The sequence below is a fragment of the Actinomyces sp. W5033 genome, assembly GCF_051303165.1.
The window spans coordinates 205,310-219,573 of sequence record NZ_JBPPGD010000002.1; the positions used below are offsets into that span (position 1 = coordinate 205,310).

A 14,264-nucleotide genomic window follows, 5' to 3' on the forward strand; every position below is an offset into this window, starting at 1 on the left:
TCCCATGTGCGTGCGGGACACGCGCGCACATGGGAGCTGCGGCGGTCATCTTCGCGGTCTAAGAGCGAACCGCAGGATTTCAACGACAGACCCGGGTCGCCGCCGCAACGTGGTGACCACGAGCGTGCCACCGCCCGTATCGGTACCGGTGACCTAGGGCTGAGACCGGCCCCGGCGACCGGTGCAGGCGCTCGCGGCCCAGCACGCCACCAGCAGCAGCGACAGCGTCCACACGGGCCCACGGGCCAGCTCCCACACGAAGAGCGCGGCGAAGACCGGCGCTCGCTGGGTCACGCCCAGGGTGACGCCCGCTCCCGTGAGGGCGGCCGCGCCCACGCTCACCGGCAGCCCGAGCGCGCCCAGACCCACGGCGAGGACGGCCCCCACACTGCCGCCCAGGCAGAAGGAGGGGGCGAGCAGACCTCCCGTCGCCCCCGCCCCGAGCGTCACCGCCGTCAGCAGCGGCTTGAGCGCGACGACACCGAGCAGGGCCGCTGCAGCGGCGGCCCCGGTGGGGGAGATCAGAGCGGCCTGCATGGCGTCACGCCCGTTGCCGGGCAGCACCGACAGCCACAGGGAGGCCGTGCCCGTGAGCAGACCCGCCGCCCCGATCGCCAGCGGAAGCGTCCACCGGCCCTCCAGTGGGTGGCTCCTCACCCAGGCCCACAGGGCGCGCGCCGCCCACCCCGCTCCCGCCGCCGCCGGGACGGTGGCGAGGCAGCCGAGCAGTGCAGCCCCGCTGGGGGAGGCCTGCGGCATGAGCAGGCTGGGGTGCCCACCCGAGTGAAGCCACGACACGAGCGTGGCGATGACGCTCACCGGCAGGGCGACAAGCGCCCCCCCCGTCGCCGGGTCCCGGCCAGCATGACGATCTCGACGGCGTAGGCGCAGCCCCCGACAGGCGCGTTGTACATGGCCGCCAGACCCGCACCGGAGGCCGAGGCCACGAGCAGGGCGCTCCAGGAGCGCTCCAGCCCCAGCCACCTCGACACCCGCGCGGCGACCGCACCCGCCGCCAGCCGCGGTGCGCCCTCACGGCCCACCGAGTTGCCTGAGCCAACCGTGAGGACCTGGAGGACCGCGTCCCCAAAGGGACGCAGCAGCCCCATGCGCCGGGCCGAGTCCCCGCCGGGGTCGGCCACGACGCGCTCAACACCGATGACGCCCCCGGTGGCGCGCTGCCACCACCACAGGGCCCCGGCCAGCACACCTCCCGCGGCGGGTGCCAGGACCCGGCGAAGCAACGGGGCCGCCTCCACGCGCTCAGGCAGCGACCCCTCGCCGACACCGTAGAACAGCGTCTCGAAGCCCTCCAGGAGCAGGGCCATCGCGATGCCCACGAGCCCGGCCGCCACACCCGCCAGGACGACGGCGAGCACCAACCGGACGACGGCGCCGGGGCGCCCGGGCGGGTGCGGCGTCACGACTGACGCGGCGCGCGCAGCGGGCGCTCGCGCCCCAGGTACCAGACCGCGGCCGCCGTCACGGCCGTCTCGGCGAGAAGGAGCATGACGAAGGGCCCGTTGAACCGGTACCACCCGCTCACGGTCTCCGACTGGTAAAGCCCGTTGAGCAGGACCCCGGTCAGGTTGCCGCCCACGTGCATGCCCAGGGCGAAGCCCAGGGAGTCCAGACGCAGGACGGACCATCCAGCCACCAGCCCGAAGAGGAGCTTGGCGGGCACCTGGGCGGCGTAGACGGAGGCAGTGCTGCCCGAGGAGATCCAGGTGGGCAGGTGGAGGGCGACGAAGGCCAGGGCAGTGGTCCACAGGGCGAACCCGTCCCCGAAGTGCGCCCGTAGGGGCTCCATGAGGCAGCGTCTCATGGAGCCCCTACGGGACGGCATTCATGAGCACACCGACGCCCACCGCGCCGGCCAGGGCACTGAGGAGCCCACTGAGGGTTACAGGGGCGAGGACGGCACCCGGGTGCTGGATCGGGTAGCTGACCGCGGTGCTCAGGGCACACGGGAGCGCACCGACGGCGAACAGCAGCCACCCGCTGCGTGGCCCCCGTGACGCGACCAGGTCGCGCCAGCCGCGGCGCCAGACGAGGAACCAGATGGCCAGCGCTCCCAGGTGCAGCAGGACGAAGACCTGCCAGGGACCGCCGACCAGGGCCAGGACGACACCGACCGACAGCGCCCCGCCGAGCAGCACCAGGGCCGCCCAGGCGCTGCGGCGGGTGCGGGCCCCCTCAGCCCTGGGCGGGGCCGGTGCAGGAACCGACGACGTGTCCTGGGCGTCGGGGCCGGGCGTGGACGGGAGCGCGGGGAGAGGTCTCGTGCGGTGCAACGGGATGCCCTCCTGGGCGGTGCAGGCGGGTTACTCGGCGTCGGGGATGAAGGCCGACAGGGAGCTGGGCGGGACCGGGCCGTCGTTCTCGTTGACCAGGCCGATGGCGTCGCGCATGCTCATCCACCACTGTGAGCGTGGACGGCGCTTGTCCAGGTCCAGCTCCTCGTTCATCCGCGCGAGCGGGTGGCTGACGAGCTGGCCCCGCACGAGCCCCACGTAGGAGGCCGCGAAGGTCCCCGCCTCCAGCTCGGCCGACAGCAGGCGCAGCGCGTGGTAGACGAGCTTGGTGGCCATGATGCGGTCGAAGGCCGTCGGGCTCCCGCCCTGCTGGATGTGGCCGATGATCGCCTCGCGCACGTCGTAGAGCCCGTGGGCCTCCTCGGCGAAGATCTTCGCCAGGACGTCGGTCGTGTAGTTCTCACTCGCCTTCTCATTGCGCACCACGAGGTAGAGCTTGCGGCCCGAGCGGAAGGACTCCACCATGCGCTCGGAGTCAGCGGCCAGCTCCTTGAGCGTGATGCCGTCCTCATTGAGATAGACGCGCTCGGCCCCTGTGGCGATGCCGCTCATCAGCGTGAGGTAGCCGCAGCGGCGCCCCATGGTCTCGGTGACGAAGCAGCGGTGCGAGGCGGCGGCGGAGAGCTTGATCGCGTCGAGGGCGTGCACCGAGGCGTTGAGCGCCGTGTCCGCGCCGATGCTCAGCTCCGAGCCTGGAAGGTTGTTGTCCACGCTGGCCGGCACGCACACGATGGGGATGTTGAAGGCGGGGTAGCGGTCGCGCTCGGTGACCAGCAGGTGGGCGGCGAGGTAGGCGTTGTAGCCGCCGATGACGAGCAGCGCGTCGATCCGGGCGGACTCGATGGCGCGACCGAGCGCGTAGAGCTGCTCGATCCGCGGGACCTCGCGGCGGGTGCCGAGCTCGGCCCCGCCGTCGCCGACCCATCCCTCGACGTCGTCCCAGCTCAGCTCCGTGACGTTGCCGTCCAGCAGGCCGGGGAATCCGCCGTTCACGCCGAGCATCGTCATCCCGTGGTCGAGCCCCAGGCGCACGGCCGCACGGGCCGCCGTGTTCATCCCCGGGGCCAGCCCTCCGGCGTGGACGACGGCGACGCGCTTGGCGGCGCGGCCGTCACCTGTGAGGGCCTCGGACTCGTGGTGGAGGCCGCCCGGGACGGCGGGGGAGAGCTCGGGCGGGGTGGACATCGTCTCGAAGACCGAGATCATCTCGGCAAAGGAGCCGCCGCGTGAGCGGACGGCCGCCTCGTAGTCCCTCGAGGCCACCATGTCCTTGATGGCACGGGTGGCCTCGACCTGCTCCATCATCGGCAGGCGGTGGATACGGTTGTGGTGCTCGGCGATGATGACCGGCTCCGAGCCGGTCGTGGCCAGGACGGCCTCGCGGGCCGCCGCGCAGCCCAGCAGCGTGGACATCCACCGGTCGTAGGCCGAGGGCTGGCCACCGCGCTGGACGTGGCCGAGGATCGTCACCCGCGGCGTCTCCCCGGTGCGCTCCTTGATGGCCCGGCTGACGTCGTCGGCGGTGATGCGGTTGCCGTCCCGGTCGGTCGCGCCCTCGGCCACGATGACCATGGACTCGCGGCGCCCGGCCTCACGGCCCTTGGTGAGCTTGAGGCACATGTCGTCCTCCCAGCCCTCGGCGGGTGGCATCTCCGGGATGAGGACGTAGTCGCAGCCACCGGCGACGGCGCTCATGAGGGCCAGGTAGCCGCAGTGGCGCCCCATGACCTCGACGACGAAGGTGCGCTGGTGCGAGGCGGCCGTGGAGGAGATGTCGTCGATGGCCTCGAGGATGCGGTGCAGGGCGGAGTCCGTGCCGATGGTCATGTCCGCACCCACGAAGTCATTGTCGATGGAGCCGACGATGCCGGTGACCATGAGCGCCGGATGGGCCTGTGCTGTCTCCGGGCTCAGGCGGCCCGCGGCCACGAGGTCGCTCAGCAGCCTCGGCCAGTTGGTGCGGAACTCGTTCGTGCCCGTCAGCGAGCCGTCACCGCCGATGACGACGAGGCGGTCGATGCCGTGGAGCAGCAGGTGCTCCGCGGCGTCCATCTGCCCCTCCCACGTGCGGAACTCGTCCGAGCGGGCGGTGCCGATGACGGTGCCGCCGCGGTGGAGGACCGCGCTGACAGAGTCCCACTCGAGGGGGCGGATGCCGTCGCCGCCGGCCACGGCTCCGGCCCAGCCCTCCATGACGGCGTAGGGCTGGGCGCCCATGCGCAGGGTGGCGCGCACGACGGCGCGCACGGCCGCGTTCATGCCCTGTGCGTCACCACCGGAGGTGAGCACGCCGACGCGTACCTTCGCGCTGTCGGGAGTCATGACGGGAGAGGGGTTGTGCTCGAGGGCGACGGGGCTCATGCGGGCGTCCTTCTGTGAGGGGACAGGTCCGTGCCCCATTGTGGTCGTTCGGCGCCGGGGCGTCACGCGATCGGGGACGGGCCCGGCCCGGGGGGCGCAGGATCGGGCACGCCGCCGTCCCGTCAGCACCGCGATGGGGAGAGCGGGGCGGACCAAGGTCCCAACACTGAGGTGAACCGCCCTCATGGCGGAGGTTGGCCGCGCTACCCTCGACTGGCTGGACCCGCTCAGCACGTGGCGGGCCGCACCACCCGACGACGGGACCAACCGGGAAGGACTCGACGCTCGATGGACCTGTACGAGTACCAGGCCAGGGACCTCCTGAGGCGCCACGGCGTGCCCGTGCTCCAGGCAGAGGTCACCGCGGACCCCCTCGCCGCCGAGCGCATCGCCCAGCGGCTGCTGAGCGGCCATTGCCCCCTCGTCGTCGTCAAGGCCCAGGTCCGCACCGGTGGGCGCGGCAAGGCGGGCGGTGTGCGCCTGGCCCGCACCCCCGCCCAGGCGCGCGAGGCGGCCCAGGCCATCCTCGGCCTGGACATCAAGGGCCACACCGTCGAGCAGGTCCTCGTCTCCGAGGGCGCCGACATCGCCCAAGAGCTCTACGCCTCCTTCCTCCTGGACCGTGCCGGGCGCCGCTGGCTGGCCCTGTGCTCTGCCGCGGGAGGCATGGACATCGAGTCGCTCGCCCAGGAGCGGCCCGAGGCGCTGGCCCGCGTCGGCATCGACCCCCTCGAGGGTGTCACGCCTGAGGTCGCCGCCCGCATCACCGCCGCCGCCGGGATCGCCGAGCCCCTGGCCGGACGCGTCGCAGAGGTCCTCGTCCTGCTGTGGCGGGCCCTCGTGGCCGAGGACGCCACCCTCGTCGAGGTCAACCCCCTGGCCGTCACCCCCGACGGCACCGTCCTCGCCCTGGACGCCAAGGTCAGCCTCGACGACAACGCCGCCTTCCGCCATGAGCCGCTCGCCGGCACCGGGCAGGACGTAGCTGCCGACCCCCTTGAGGAGCGCGCCCACGGGCTCGGCCTCAACTACGTGCGCCTGGAGGGGCAGGTGGGTGTGCTGGGCAACGGTGCCGGTCTCGTGATGTCCACCCTCGACGTCGTCGCCGCAGCCGGCACCCGCCACGGAGGTGTGCGTCCCGCCAACTTCCTCGACCTGGGAGGCGGCTCCTCCACCGAGGCGATGGCCACCGGGCTCGAGCTCGTCGCCTCCGACCCCCAGGTGCTCTCCGTCCTCGTCAACGTCTTCGGCGGCATCACCTCCTGTGACACCGTGGCCGGCGGCATCATCGCCGCCCTCGGGCGCCTGGGGGGGCTGGGCAAGCCCGTCGTCGTCCGCCTGGACGGCAACCGGGCCGAGGAGGGCCTGCGCATGCTGGACCAGGCCGCCCTGCCCGGCGTCACCGTCGTCGGGACGATGGACGCTGCCGCCGACGTCGTCGCCCGCCTCGCGCACGAGGCCGGTGAGCGCCAGGCCGGTGCGTCCGACCCCCGTCCCGACACACCGCAGGAGGCCTGAGCCATGAGCATCTTCCTCACCGAGGACGACCTCGTCATCGTCCAGGGCATGACCGGCTCCGAGGGCCGGCGCCACACCCGCCGCATGCTCAGCGCCGGCACCCGCGTCGTCGCCGGCGTCAACCCGCGCAAGGCCGGCACGACCGTCGCCTTCGACGTCGAGCCCCTGGGCCCCGCCGCCGCAGGCGTCACCGCCGGCACCGTCGAGCTCCCCGTCCACGGCACGGTGGCCGAGGCGCGCGCCGCCACCGGCGCCGAGGTCTGCGTCGTCTTCGTGCCCCCGGCCCACGTGCGCAGCGCCGTCGCCGAGGCCGTTGACGCCGGGGCGCGCCTCGTCGTCGTCATCACCGAGGGGGTACCCGTCGCGGACGCCACCTGGGCCATCGCCTACGCCGCGGCCCACGGCACCCGGGTCATCGGCCCCAACTGCCCCGGCATCATCAGCCCGGGACGCTCCAACGTCGGCATCACGCCGCCGGACATCACCGGACCGGGCCCCATCGGCCTCGTGTCCAGGTCAGGCACCCTGACCTACCAGCTCATGCACGAGCTGGGCGACATCGGCTTCACCACCTGCGTCGGCATCGGTGGGGACCCCGTGGTCGGCACCACCCTCATCGACGCCCTCGAGGCCTTCGAGGCCGACGAGGACACCCGCCTGGTCGTCATGATCGGTGAGATCGGCGGTGACGCGGAGGAGCAGGCGTCCGCCTACATCGCCTCCTCGATGACCACGCCGGTGGTCGCCTACGTGGCCGGCTTCACCGCCCCCGAGGGCAGGACGATGGGCCACGCCGGGGCCATCGTCTCCGGCTCCACGGGCACCGCCGAGGCGAAGAAGCGCGCTCTGGAGGCCGTGGGCGTGCGTGTGGGGCGCACTCCCTCGCAGGCGGCCCAGATCGCCCGCGAGCTGCTGCGCACCCTCGAGGCTGCGCACGACGGCGGCGAGCAGTGAGCGCCGCCCGTCGCCTGCCGCGGGACTGGCCCCTCGCCGTGCGCGCCGGGCTCGAGGCGGTGGCCGCAGGGTGGGCCGTCGCCGCCGTGCCCACGCTCGCGGTCTACGTCGCCACCTCCTCCCTTGACGCCGCCGCGGCGCTGTCAGCGGGCGGTGCGCTGCGCACCGCAACAGCCCTGTGGAGCCTGTCGCTGGGCGGCTCCTACGGCACACCGGACGGTCCCGACGGCGTCCTCGGACTGCCGCTGCTGGGCCTGAGCCTCGTCGTCCTGCTCCTGGCACGCTCGGCCGTGCGCCGCTCCCGGCTGCTCGGGCTGTCCTCCGCCGCCTGCGCCGTGGCGGCCAGCGCCCTGGCCACCGTTGTCCTGCTCGTCCTCGCCACCCCCGCGGGGTCGCGGACTTGGCCGACGGCGCTCGTCCTGCCCGGCCTCGTGGCGCTCGTGGCCCTCGCTGACCTCCAGCGGCGCGGCGCCGGCTCCCCGGCACTGTCCGGCTGGTGGTCGCGCCGGCCAGCCTGGGTGGACCCGGCCCTGCACCTGGCGCGCACGACGGCGCTCGCGGCGGCGACGCTGTCAGCGGTGGTGCTCGTGGCGGCCGCCGTTGACGGCGCGCCGCGCGTGTCCCGGCTGCACGACGCGCTCAGCAGCTCAGGGCCCGTCGCGGTGCTCGGACTGCTGGCGATCCAGGCGGCCTGGCTGCCCGACGCCCTCGTCTGGGCGCTGTCCTGGCTGGTCGGCCCGGGCTTCCGGGTGGGGCAGGGAAGCCTGTTCTCACCCGACGCCGTCATCGCCGGCCCCGTCCCGACGCTGCCCGTGCTTGGCCTCCTGCCCACCGGCCCGCTGGGCGGCGAGGGCTCAGGCGCCGGCCTGTACGTGCCCCTCGTGCTGACCCTGGCCTCCCTGGCGGCCACATGGCGCAGCCGCCGTGCGCTGGCAGGGTTGGCGCTCGGACAGTCCGCCCTCGCCGGGGCGGCTGGCGCCGTCACCGTCGCCGCCGGGGCCTGGCTCGCCTGCCTGGCGGCCCGCGGCCCCATCGGTCCCGGGAGGCTGGCCGAGGTCGGGCCCGTCACGGGTCTGACGGTCCTGCTCGTGGCGATGGAGGTGGGAGTGGGCCTCGTGGCGGGAAGCGTCATCGTCCACCCACGGGCTCGGGTGCTCACCGAGCACGGGGTCCGCTCGGCGGCGCTGGCGGCCCGCGGCGCCGCCGGCGGGGCGCGCTCGCGCGTCGGTGCCGGGATCGCCGCCACCCGTGAGACGGCTCGCGAGCGCTCAGGTCGCGGCGGCGACGCCGGCGCCACCACTGACGAGGACGCCACCGGCGCCGCCACGGGCGGCGACGGGGACACCGCTGGCACGCAGGCCGGCTGAGCGCCCGTGCCGGCCGGGTCGTCGTCAGGCTCACGACCGGCCGCCCGGCGTGCCGGGCCAGCGCGGCGCTAGGCTGGGGCCGGCCGCGACTGGCGAGGGTGGGCCACCACCGGGGAGCGGCCGCACGATGGATGAGCAGGGGCGTCGCCCGCCTGGGCGCCCCGGCCGACCGATCGCACCAGGAGCGCGTATGAGCACGCCCGTCCCCACCACCCACGTCCCCACCGAGGGCCTGACCGACCCCGAGCAGGTGCCTGTGCGCCGCGCCCTCGTGTCCGTCTACGACAAGACCGGCCTCGTCGAGCTCGCCACCGCTCTGGCCGACGCCGGCGTCGAGATCCTCTCCACCGGGTCCACCGCCGCCACGATCGCGGCCGCCGGTCTTCCCGTCACCCCCGTCGAGGACGTCACCGGCTTCCCCGAGTGCCTTGAGGGCAGGGTCAAGACCCTGCACCCGCGCATCCACGCCGGCATCCTCGCCGACCGCCGCAAGGCGGAGCACATGGCCCAGCTCGACGAGCTCGGGGTCGCCCCCATCGACCTCGTCGTCGTCAACCTCTACCCCTTCACCGACACCGTCGCCTCCGGCGCCCCCTTCAACGCCTGCGTCGAGCAGATCGACATCGGCGGGCCCTCGATGGTGCGTGCCGCCGCCAAGAACCACCCCGCAGTCGCCGTCGTCACCGACCCGGCCGACTACCCTCGCGTCGCCGCCGCGGTCGCGGCCGGAGGCTTCCAGCTCGCCGAGCGCCATCGGCTCGCGGCCAGGGCCTACGCCCACACCGCCGCCTACGACGCCGCCGTCGCCACCTGGTTCGCCCAGCAGGTCGAGGACGGCGAGCCCCAGGCAGCTCCTGCGCCGCCCGCCTACGTCGGCCTGGGCCTCGAGCGCCTTGAGACCCTGCGCTACGGTGAGAACCCGCACCAGGCGGCCGCCGTCTACACCCAGCCCGGCACCACCGGAGGGGTCGCCCACGCCACCCAGCTGCACGGCAAGGCCATGAGCTTCAACAACTACACGGACACCGACGCCGCCCTGCGCGCCGCTTACGACCACGCCGACGTCGCCGTCGCCGTCGTCAAGCACGCCAACCCGTGCGGCATCGCCGTGTCCGCCAGCGGCGACGTCGCGGAGGCCCACCGCAAGGCACACGGCTGCGACCCCGTCTCCGCCTACGGCGGCGTCATCGCCACCAACACCACCGTCACCGCCGAGATGGCCCGCCAGGTCGCCCCCGTCTTCACCGAGGTCGTCGCCGCGCCCGCCTTCGAGGACGAGGCTGTGACGATCCTGTCCGCCAAGAAGAACCTGCGCCTGCTGCTGGTCGAGCCCCCCGCGCGCGAGGGCTACGAGATCAAGCCCGTCTCCGGTGGCGCGGTGGTCCAGCAGCGCGACACCTACCAGGCCCACGACGACAACCCCTCGACCTGGCAGCTCGTCAGCGGCCCGGCCGCTGACGAGGGCACCCTGGCAGACCTGCGCTTCGCCTGGCGCGCGGTGCGGGCGGTGCGCTCCAACGCGATCCTCCTCGCCCGCGACGGCGCCACCGTCGGCGTGGGTATGGGGCAGGTCAACCGTGTTGACTCCTGCCGCCTCGCCGTCGAGCGCGCCAACACCCTGGGCCTGCGCTCGACCGGGGACGCCGCCAAGGACCAGGCCGGCCAGCAGGAGACGGGCGCCGTCGGCGGCGCTGACGCCTCCAGGCTCCTCCAGGCGCAGGCGCCTGAGCGGGCCCGTGGCGCCGTGGCCGCCTCCGACGCCTTCTTCCCCTTCGCGGACGGCCTCCAGGTGCTCATCGACGCGGGTGTCAGGGCCGTCGTCCAGCCGGGCGGCTCCATCCGTGACGAGGAGGTCATCGCCGCGGCCCAGGCCGCCGGCGTCACCATGTACCTCACCGGAAGCCGCCACTTCGCGCACTGAGGACGGCGCGCGGCGGCACGGAGCCGCCCTCAGCGGCGGGCGCCGGGGCGGGCAGGCAGCACAGGCTTCCTGCCGCGGCCTTCCCCCGGCGCCCGCGCGGGCCGCACCACGGCCCGGGGCTGCCTCGCTACGATGCGGCTGTGAGCCAGGAGGAGCCTGGGGCGCGCACCGCCCCGACGCGTAGCGGGCGGCGCCCCAGCTGGGGGGCCGTGCACCACGAGCCCTACTCGACGCTGAGCGTCGTGGTCACCACCGTCGCGCTCGCGGGCGTGCCCGCCCTGGCGCTCACCGGCCACCACCGGCTCTCGGTGCTGTGGCTCGCCTGCCTGGTCCTGGGGCTGTCCGTGGTGAGGGTGCTGCGTCCTGACGGCACGTGGATCGCCGCCCGGGGCCGCGTGTTCGACGCGCTCTTCGGCCTGCTCCTCGCGCTCGGGCTCCTGGCGCTGAGCGCCTACGTCGAGCTGCCGCGCGTGTTGTGACCGCCGTGAGACGTGAGGTCTCTCACCGCTGAGGCCCCAGGGCGCGGCAGCCACAGGGCCGCCGGCCGGCACGCCGCGCCCGCGATGTGTGCCCGAGTCGGTGCGGGGCTGGCACGTGTGGCATGCTGCCGACGCACCGGGCAGCATCCCCGCTCCCGGCACCTCATCCCTCGGAAGGCCGGACATGTCCACCGCGACCACGAACAGCCCCGCTGACCAGCGCGGATTCCTCGCCAAGGGCGGGATCCTCGTCTGGGTCCTCACCGCGATCGTCCTCGCCCTGCTCCTCGGAAGTGTCAAGGTCGGCGGCACCCACCTCGTCCCCATGACTGTGGGCCGCGTCTTCGCGACCTTCTCCGACCTCTTCAGCCAGTTCCTCAGCTTCTCCATCCCGCTCATCATCATCGGCCTGGTGACGCCCGCCATCGCGGACCTGGGCCGCGGCGCGGGCAAGTGGCTCGGCGTCACCGCAGCCATCGCCTACGGCTCGACGCTCTTCTCGGGCTTCCTCACCTACCTCGTGTGCGCGAGCGTCTTCCCCCGCCTGCTGGGTGCGGGTGCCCTGTCCGAGGTCGCCGAGCCCGGCAGCGCCCTGACCTCGTACTTCACTGTCGAGATGCCCGCCGCGGTCGGCGTCATGACGGCCCTGCTGCTGAGCTTCGTGCTCGGCATCGGCCTGTCGATGGTCCCGCGCGGCGTCCTGCGCAAGGGCTTCATCGAGTTCCGCGCCATCATCACCTCGCTCATCGAGAAGATCATCATCCCGCTGCTGCCCCTGCACATCTTCGGCATCTTCCTCAACCTCACGTACACCGGTGAGGCCTGGTCGATCATGCGCACGCTCGTGCGGGTGGTCATCGTCGTCCTGCTGCTGGAGGTCGTCATCCTCGGGGTGCAGTACCTTGTCGCCGGTGCCATCGGCCGCCGCAACCCCGTCAAGGCGCTGGCGACCATGCTGCCCGCCTACCTCACGGCCCTGGGCACCTCCTCCTCTGCGGCGACCATCCCCGTGACCCTCGCCCAGACGAAGAAGAACGGCGTGTCCAGCGCCGTCGCCTCCTTCACCGTGCCGCTGTGCGCCACGATCCACCTGGCCGGCTCCACCTCGAAGATCTTCGCCTTCGCCTTCGCCATCGTCCTGACCCAGGGCATGACGGTCTCCGCCGCCCAGTGGGTCGGCTTCATCTTCATGCTCGGCATCACGATGGTGGCGGCCCCGGGCGTGCCCGGCGGCGCCATCATGGCGGCCACCGGTCTGCTGTCCTCGATGCTCGGCTTCAACGACGCGCAGGTCGCGCTCATGATCGCCACCTACATCGCCCTCGACTCCTTCGGCACCGCCACCAACGTCACGGGCGACGGCGCCATCGCCATCGTCATCGACACGATGGCGGGTGGGACCTTCAACGCCGACGGCGACGTCGAGAACGCCCGCGAGCTGTCCTTCGACGGCATGAAGTACCTCGACCGCGTGAGTGTCGAGGGCGTCGTCTCCCCCGAGGAGCTGGCCGCCTCGGCCGCCGCGGCCGGTCCCAACGCCGTGAGCTGAGCCCCTGGCCTCCTGACGAGGTGGACCCCGTCCGCCGGCGGCGCCTGTGAGCGTCCCCGGGGGACGGGGTTTGCCTCGTGCCGTGAGGGTGGGAGCCGCCGGCGTGGTTGAGGGGTGCCGGGTGTGACCCGGATGACGTGCTGGGCGGGGGCGACGGGCGGCCATCGTCCTGGGCGTGCGGTGGCTGCGGGCCGTAGGCTCCTCTCAGCGGCTGCAGGCACCTGCGGCCCGCCGCCAACGTCCTAGAAGGAGTCCTTCATGGCCAACGCCCCCGTCAACGTCACCATCACCGGTGCCGCCGGCAACATCGGTTACGCCCTGTTGTTCCGCATTGCCTCCGGTGCCCTCCTCGGCCCCGACCAGCGCGTCAACCTGCGCCTGCTGGAGATCCCGCCGGCCATCAAGGCTGCCGAGGGCACTGCCATGGAGCTCTTCGACGCCGCCTTCCCGACCCTGGGCTCCATCGACATCTTCGACGACCCGAAGCAGGCCTTCGAGGGTGCCAACATCGCCTTCCTCGTCGGCTCGATGCCCCGCAAGGCCGGCATGGAGCGCGCGGACCTGCTGTCCGCCAACGGCGGCATCTTCGGCCCCCAGGGCGAGGCCCTCAACGCCGGCGCCGCTGACGACATCAAGGTGCTCGTCGTCGGCAACCCCGCCAACACCAACGCCCTCATCGCCGCCTCGCACGCCAAGGACATCCCGGCCTCCCGCTTCACCGCGATGACCCGCCTGGACCACAACCGCGCCCTGGCCCAGCTGGCCGCCAAGACCGGCGCCCACGTCTCCGAGCTCGACAAGGTCACGGTGTGGGGCAACCACTCCACCACCCAGTACCCGGACCTCACCCACGCCACGGTCAAGGGCCAGGCCATCCCTGAGCTCCTGGCCGACCGCGCCTGGGTCGAGGACGACTTCATCCCGACCGTCGCCAAGCGCGGCGCCGCCATCATCGAGGCCCGGGGCGCGTCCTCGGCCGCCTCGGCCGCCTCGGCCGCCATCGACCACGTGCGCGACTGGTGCCTGGGCGTCAAGGGCTACTCCTGGACCTCCTCCTCCATCATGAGCGAGGGACAGTACGGCGTCCCGGAGGGCATCATCTCCTCCTTCCCGTGCACCTCGGTCAACGGTGAGTGGAAGGTTGTCGAGGGCCTGGAGATCGACGACTTCTCCCGTGCGAAGATCGACGCCTCCGCCGCCGAGCTCCTCGAGGAGAAGAACACCGTCGCCTCGATGGGCCTCATCTGAGCGACTCTCCTCATCCGGGCCTGAGACGACCACGGCCTACCGCGCTGAGCCCTGAGTCCTCACGCCGGGACCTGACCACACGGGGCAGAAGCCGACGTGAGGACTCAGGGCTCAGTGCCGCCACAGGGGGCAGGACAAGCTCAAGGGGGGGCGGTGCCGGCTTGGGAGCCCCGGTGCCGCCCGCGTGGCCGCGGCGATAGGGTCTAGACATGGCACGGCGCAGCTCCAAGCGGCCCTACGGGGCGCCACACGTCCCGCTGGACACCAAGCACCTCGCCTCGCTGCCGCGCACGCAGACCGGCCCTGGCGGAGCCAGCTTCACCGTCCGTCACCTGCGCGGGGGAGCCAAGTCCTACACCTGCCCCGCCTGCCACCGGCAGATCCCTCCGGGGACGCCACACGTCGTCGCCTGGAGCAACGACCACCTCTTCGGGGCAGACCGCGGCCTCGAGGAGCGCCGTCACTGGCACACCTCCTGCTGGGAGCGCCACCTGTGGTGACCGGCCCGGCTGCCGCACGGCGCAGGCGAGCCGCCGAGGACGCTGGGGCCCG

The 14,264-nt window shown here is 73.3% G+C and carries 13 protein-coding genes and 1 riboswitch; of the genes, 8 read left to right on the forward strand and 5 right to left on the reverse strand.

Annotated elements, in window-relative coordinates:
- Window positions 1-153: 153 nt before the first annotated feature.
- From ACSJJR_RS02395 to ACSJJR_RS02415, 5 genes are read right to left on the reverse strand one after another with little or no spacing between them, the layout of a single operon-like run.
- The gene (locus tag ACSJJR_RS02395) at window positions 154-819 is read right to left on the reverse strand and encodes a chloride channel protein (RefSeq protein ID WP_435941926.1); all 666 of its coding nucleotides are present in this window, start codon (window positions 817-819) and stop codon (window positions 154-156) included.
- Window positions 816-1,424 carry a chloride channel protein gene (locus ACSJJR_RS02400; protein WP_435941927.1) on the reverse strand — a complete coding sequence of 203 codons (609 nt, stop codon included), beginning with the start codon at window positions 1,422-1,424 and terminating at the stop codon, window positions 816-818. The genes ACSJJR_RS02395 and ACSJJR_RS02400 overlap by 4 nt, the downstream gene beginning before the upstream one ends.
- Window positions 1,421-1,825, reverse strand: coding sequence for a CPBP family glutamic-type intramembrane protease (locus ACSJJR_RS02405; protein ID WP_435941928.1), 405 nt, complete (start codon window positions 1,823-1,825; stop codon window positions 1,421-1,423). Before ACSJJR_RS02405 ends, ACSJJR_RS02400 begins: the two co-directional genes overlap by 4 nt.
- A 7-nt stretch (window positions 1,826-1,832) precedes the next feature.
- Complete coding sequence (locus tag ACSJJR_RS02410; protein ID WP_435941929.1) at window positions 1,833-2,294, reverse strand: hypothetical protein; 462 nt, start codon at window positions 2,292-2,294, stop codon at window positions 1,833-1,835.
- 30 nt (window positions 2,295-2,324) lie between these two features.
- On the reverse strand, window positions 2,325-4,637 hold the full coding sequence (locus ACSJJR_RS02415) for a 6-phosphofructokinase (protein ID WP_435941968.1): 2,313 nt from the start codon (window positions 4,635-4,637) through the stop codon (window positions 2,325-2,327).
- A 327-nt stretch (window positions 4,638-4,964) separates the two neighbouring features.
- Between ACSJJR_RS02415 and sucC the strand changes: the two genes are divergently transcribed.
- The 8 genes from sucC to ACSJJR_RS02455 all read left to right on the forward strand — a co-directional run bounded on the left by sucC (window position 4,965) and on the right by ACSJJR_RS02455 (window position 14,212).
- Complete coding sequence (gene sucC / locus ACSJJR_RS02420; protein WP_435941930.1) at window positions 4,965-6,194, forward strand: ADP-forming succinate--CoA ligase subunit beta; 1,230 nt, start codon at window positions 4,965-4,967, stop codon at window positions 6,192-6,194.
- A 3-nt stretch (window positions 6,195-6,197) separates the two neighbouring features.
- A complete protein-coding gene (gene sucD, locus ACSJJR_RS02425) occupies window positions 6,198-7,148 on the forward strand; it encodes a succinate--CoA ligase subunit alpha (RefSeq protein WP_435941931.1) in 951 nt (316 codons plus the stop codon).
- On the forward strand, window positions 7,145-8,515 hold the full coding sequence (locus tag ACSJJR_RS02430) for a cell division protein PerM (protein ID WP_435941932.1): 1,371 nt from the start codon (window positions 7,145-7,147) through the stop codon (window positions 8,513-8,515). The genes sucD and ACSJJR_RS02430 overlap by 4 nt, the downstream gene beginning before the upstream one ends.
- A 75-nt stretch (window positions 8,516-8,590) precedes the next feature.
- Window positions 8,591-8,680: riboswitch (ZMP/ZTP riboswitch) on the forward strand.
- A gap of 25 nt (window positions 8,681-8,705) precedes the next feature.
- The gene (gene purH, locus ACSJJR_RS02435) at window positions 8,706-10,436 is read left to right on the forward strand and encodes a bifunctional phosphoribosylaminoimidazolecarboxamide formyltransferase/IMP cyclohydrolase (protein WP_435941933.1); all 1,731 of its coding nucleotides are present in this window, start codon (window positions 8,706-8,708) and stop codon (window positions 10,434-10,436) included.
- Window positions 10,437-10,576: 140 nt separating this feature from the next.
- Window positions 10,577-10,915 carry a DUF3017 domain-containing protein gene (locus ACSJJR_RS02440; protein ID WP_435941934.1) on the forward strand — a complete coding sequence of 113 codons (339 nt, stop codon included), beginning with the start codon at window positions 10,577-10,579 and terminating at the stop codon, window positions 10,913-10,915.
- A gap of 184 nt (window positions 10,916-11,099) precedes the next feature.
- Entirely contained in the window at window positions 11,100-12,464 is a 1,365-nt protein-coding gene (locus tag ACSJJR_RS02445; RefSeq protein ID WP_435941935.1) for a dicarboxylate/amino acid:cation symporter, read from the forward strand.
- A gap of 258 nt (window positions 12,465-12,722) precedes the next feature.
- A complete protein-coding gene (locus ACSJJR_RS02450; protein ID WP_435941936.1) occupies window positions 12,723-13,712 on the forward strand; it encodes a malate dehydrogenase in 990 nt (329 codons plus the stop codon).
- A gap of 209 nt (window positions 13,713-13,921) precedes the next feature.
- Entirely contained in the window at window positions 13,922-14,212 is a 291-nt protein-coding gene (locus ACSJJR_RS02455) for a hypothetical protein (protein WP_435941937.1), read from the forward strand.
- The last annotated feature ends 52 nt before the right edge of the window (window positions 14,213-14,264 follow it).

Bases quoted from the DNA above. Each gene is read 5' to 3' on its own strand.
- sucC (WP_435941930.1), top strand. From the start codon at position 4,965: ATGGACCTGTACGAGTACCAGGCCAGGGACCTCCTGAGGCGCCACGGC.
- ACSJJR_RS02450 (WP_435941936.1), top strand. From the start codon at position 12,723: ATGGCCAACGCCCCCGTCAACGTCACCATCACCGGTGCCGCCGGCAAC.
- ACSJJR_RS02445 (WP_435941935.1), top strand. From the start codon at position 11,100: ATGTCCACCGCGACCACGAACAGCCCCGCTGACCAGCGCGGATTCCTC.
- ACSJJR_RS02415 (WP_435941968.1), bottom strand. From the start codon at position 4,637: ATGACTCCCGACAGCGCGAAGGTACGCGTCGGCGTGCTCACCTCCGGT.
- ACSJJR_RS02405 (WP_435941928.1), bottom strand. From the start codon at position 1,825: ATGAGACGCTGCCTCATGGAGCCCCTACGGGCGCACTTCGGGGACGGG.
- purH (WP_435941933.1), top strand. From the start codon at position 8,706: ATGAGCACGCCCGTCCCCACCACCCACGTCCCCACCGAGGGCCTGACC.
- ACSJJR_RS02455 (WP_435941937.1), top strand. From the start codon at position 13,922: ATGGCACGGCGCAGCTCCAAGCGGCCCTACGGGGCGCCACACGTCCCG.
- sucD (WP_435941931.1), top strand. From the start codon at position 6,198: ATGAGCATCTTCCTCACCGAGGACGACCTCGTCATCGTCCAGGGCATG.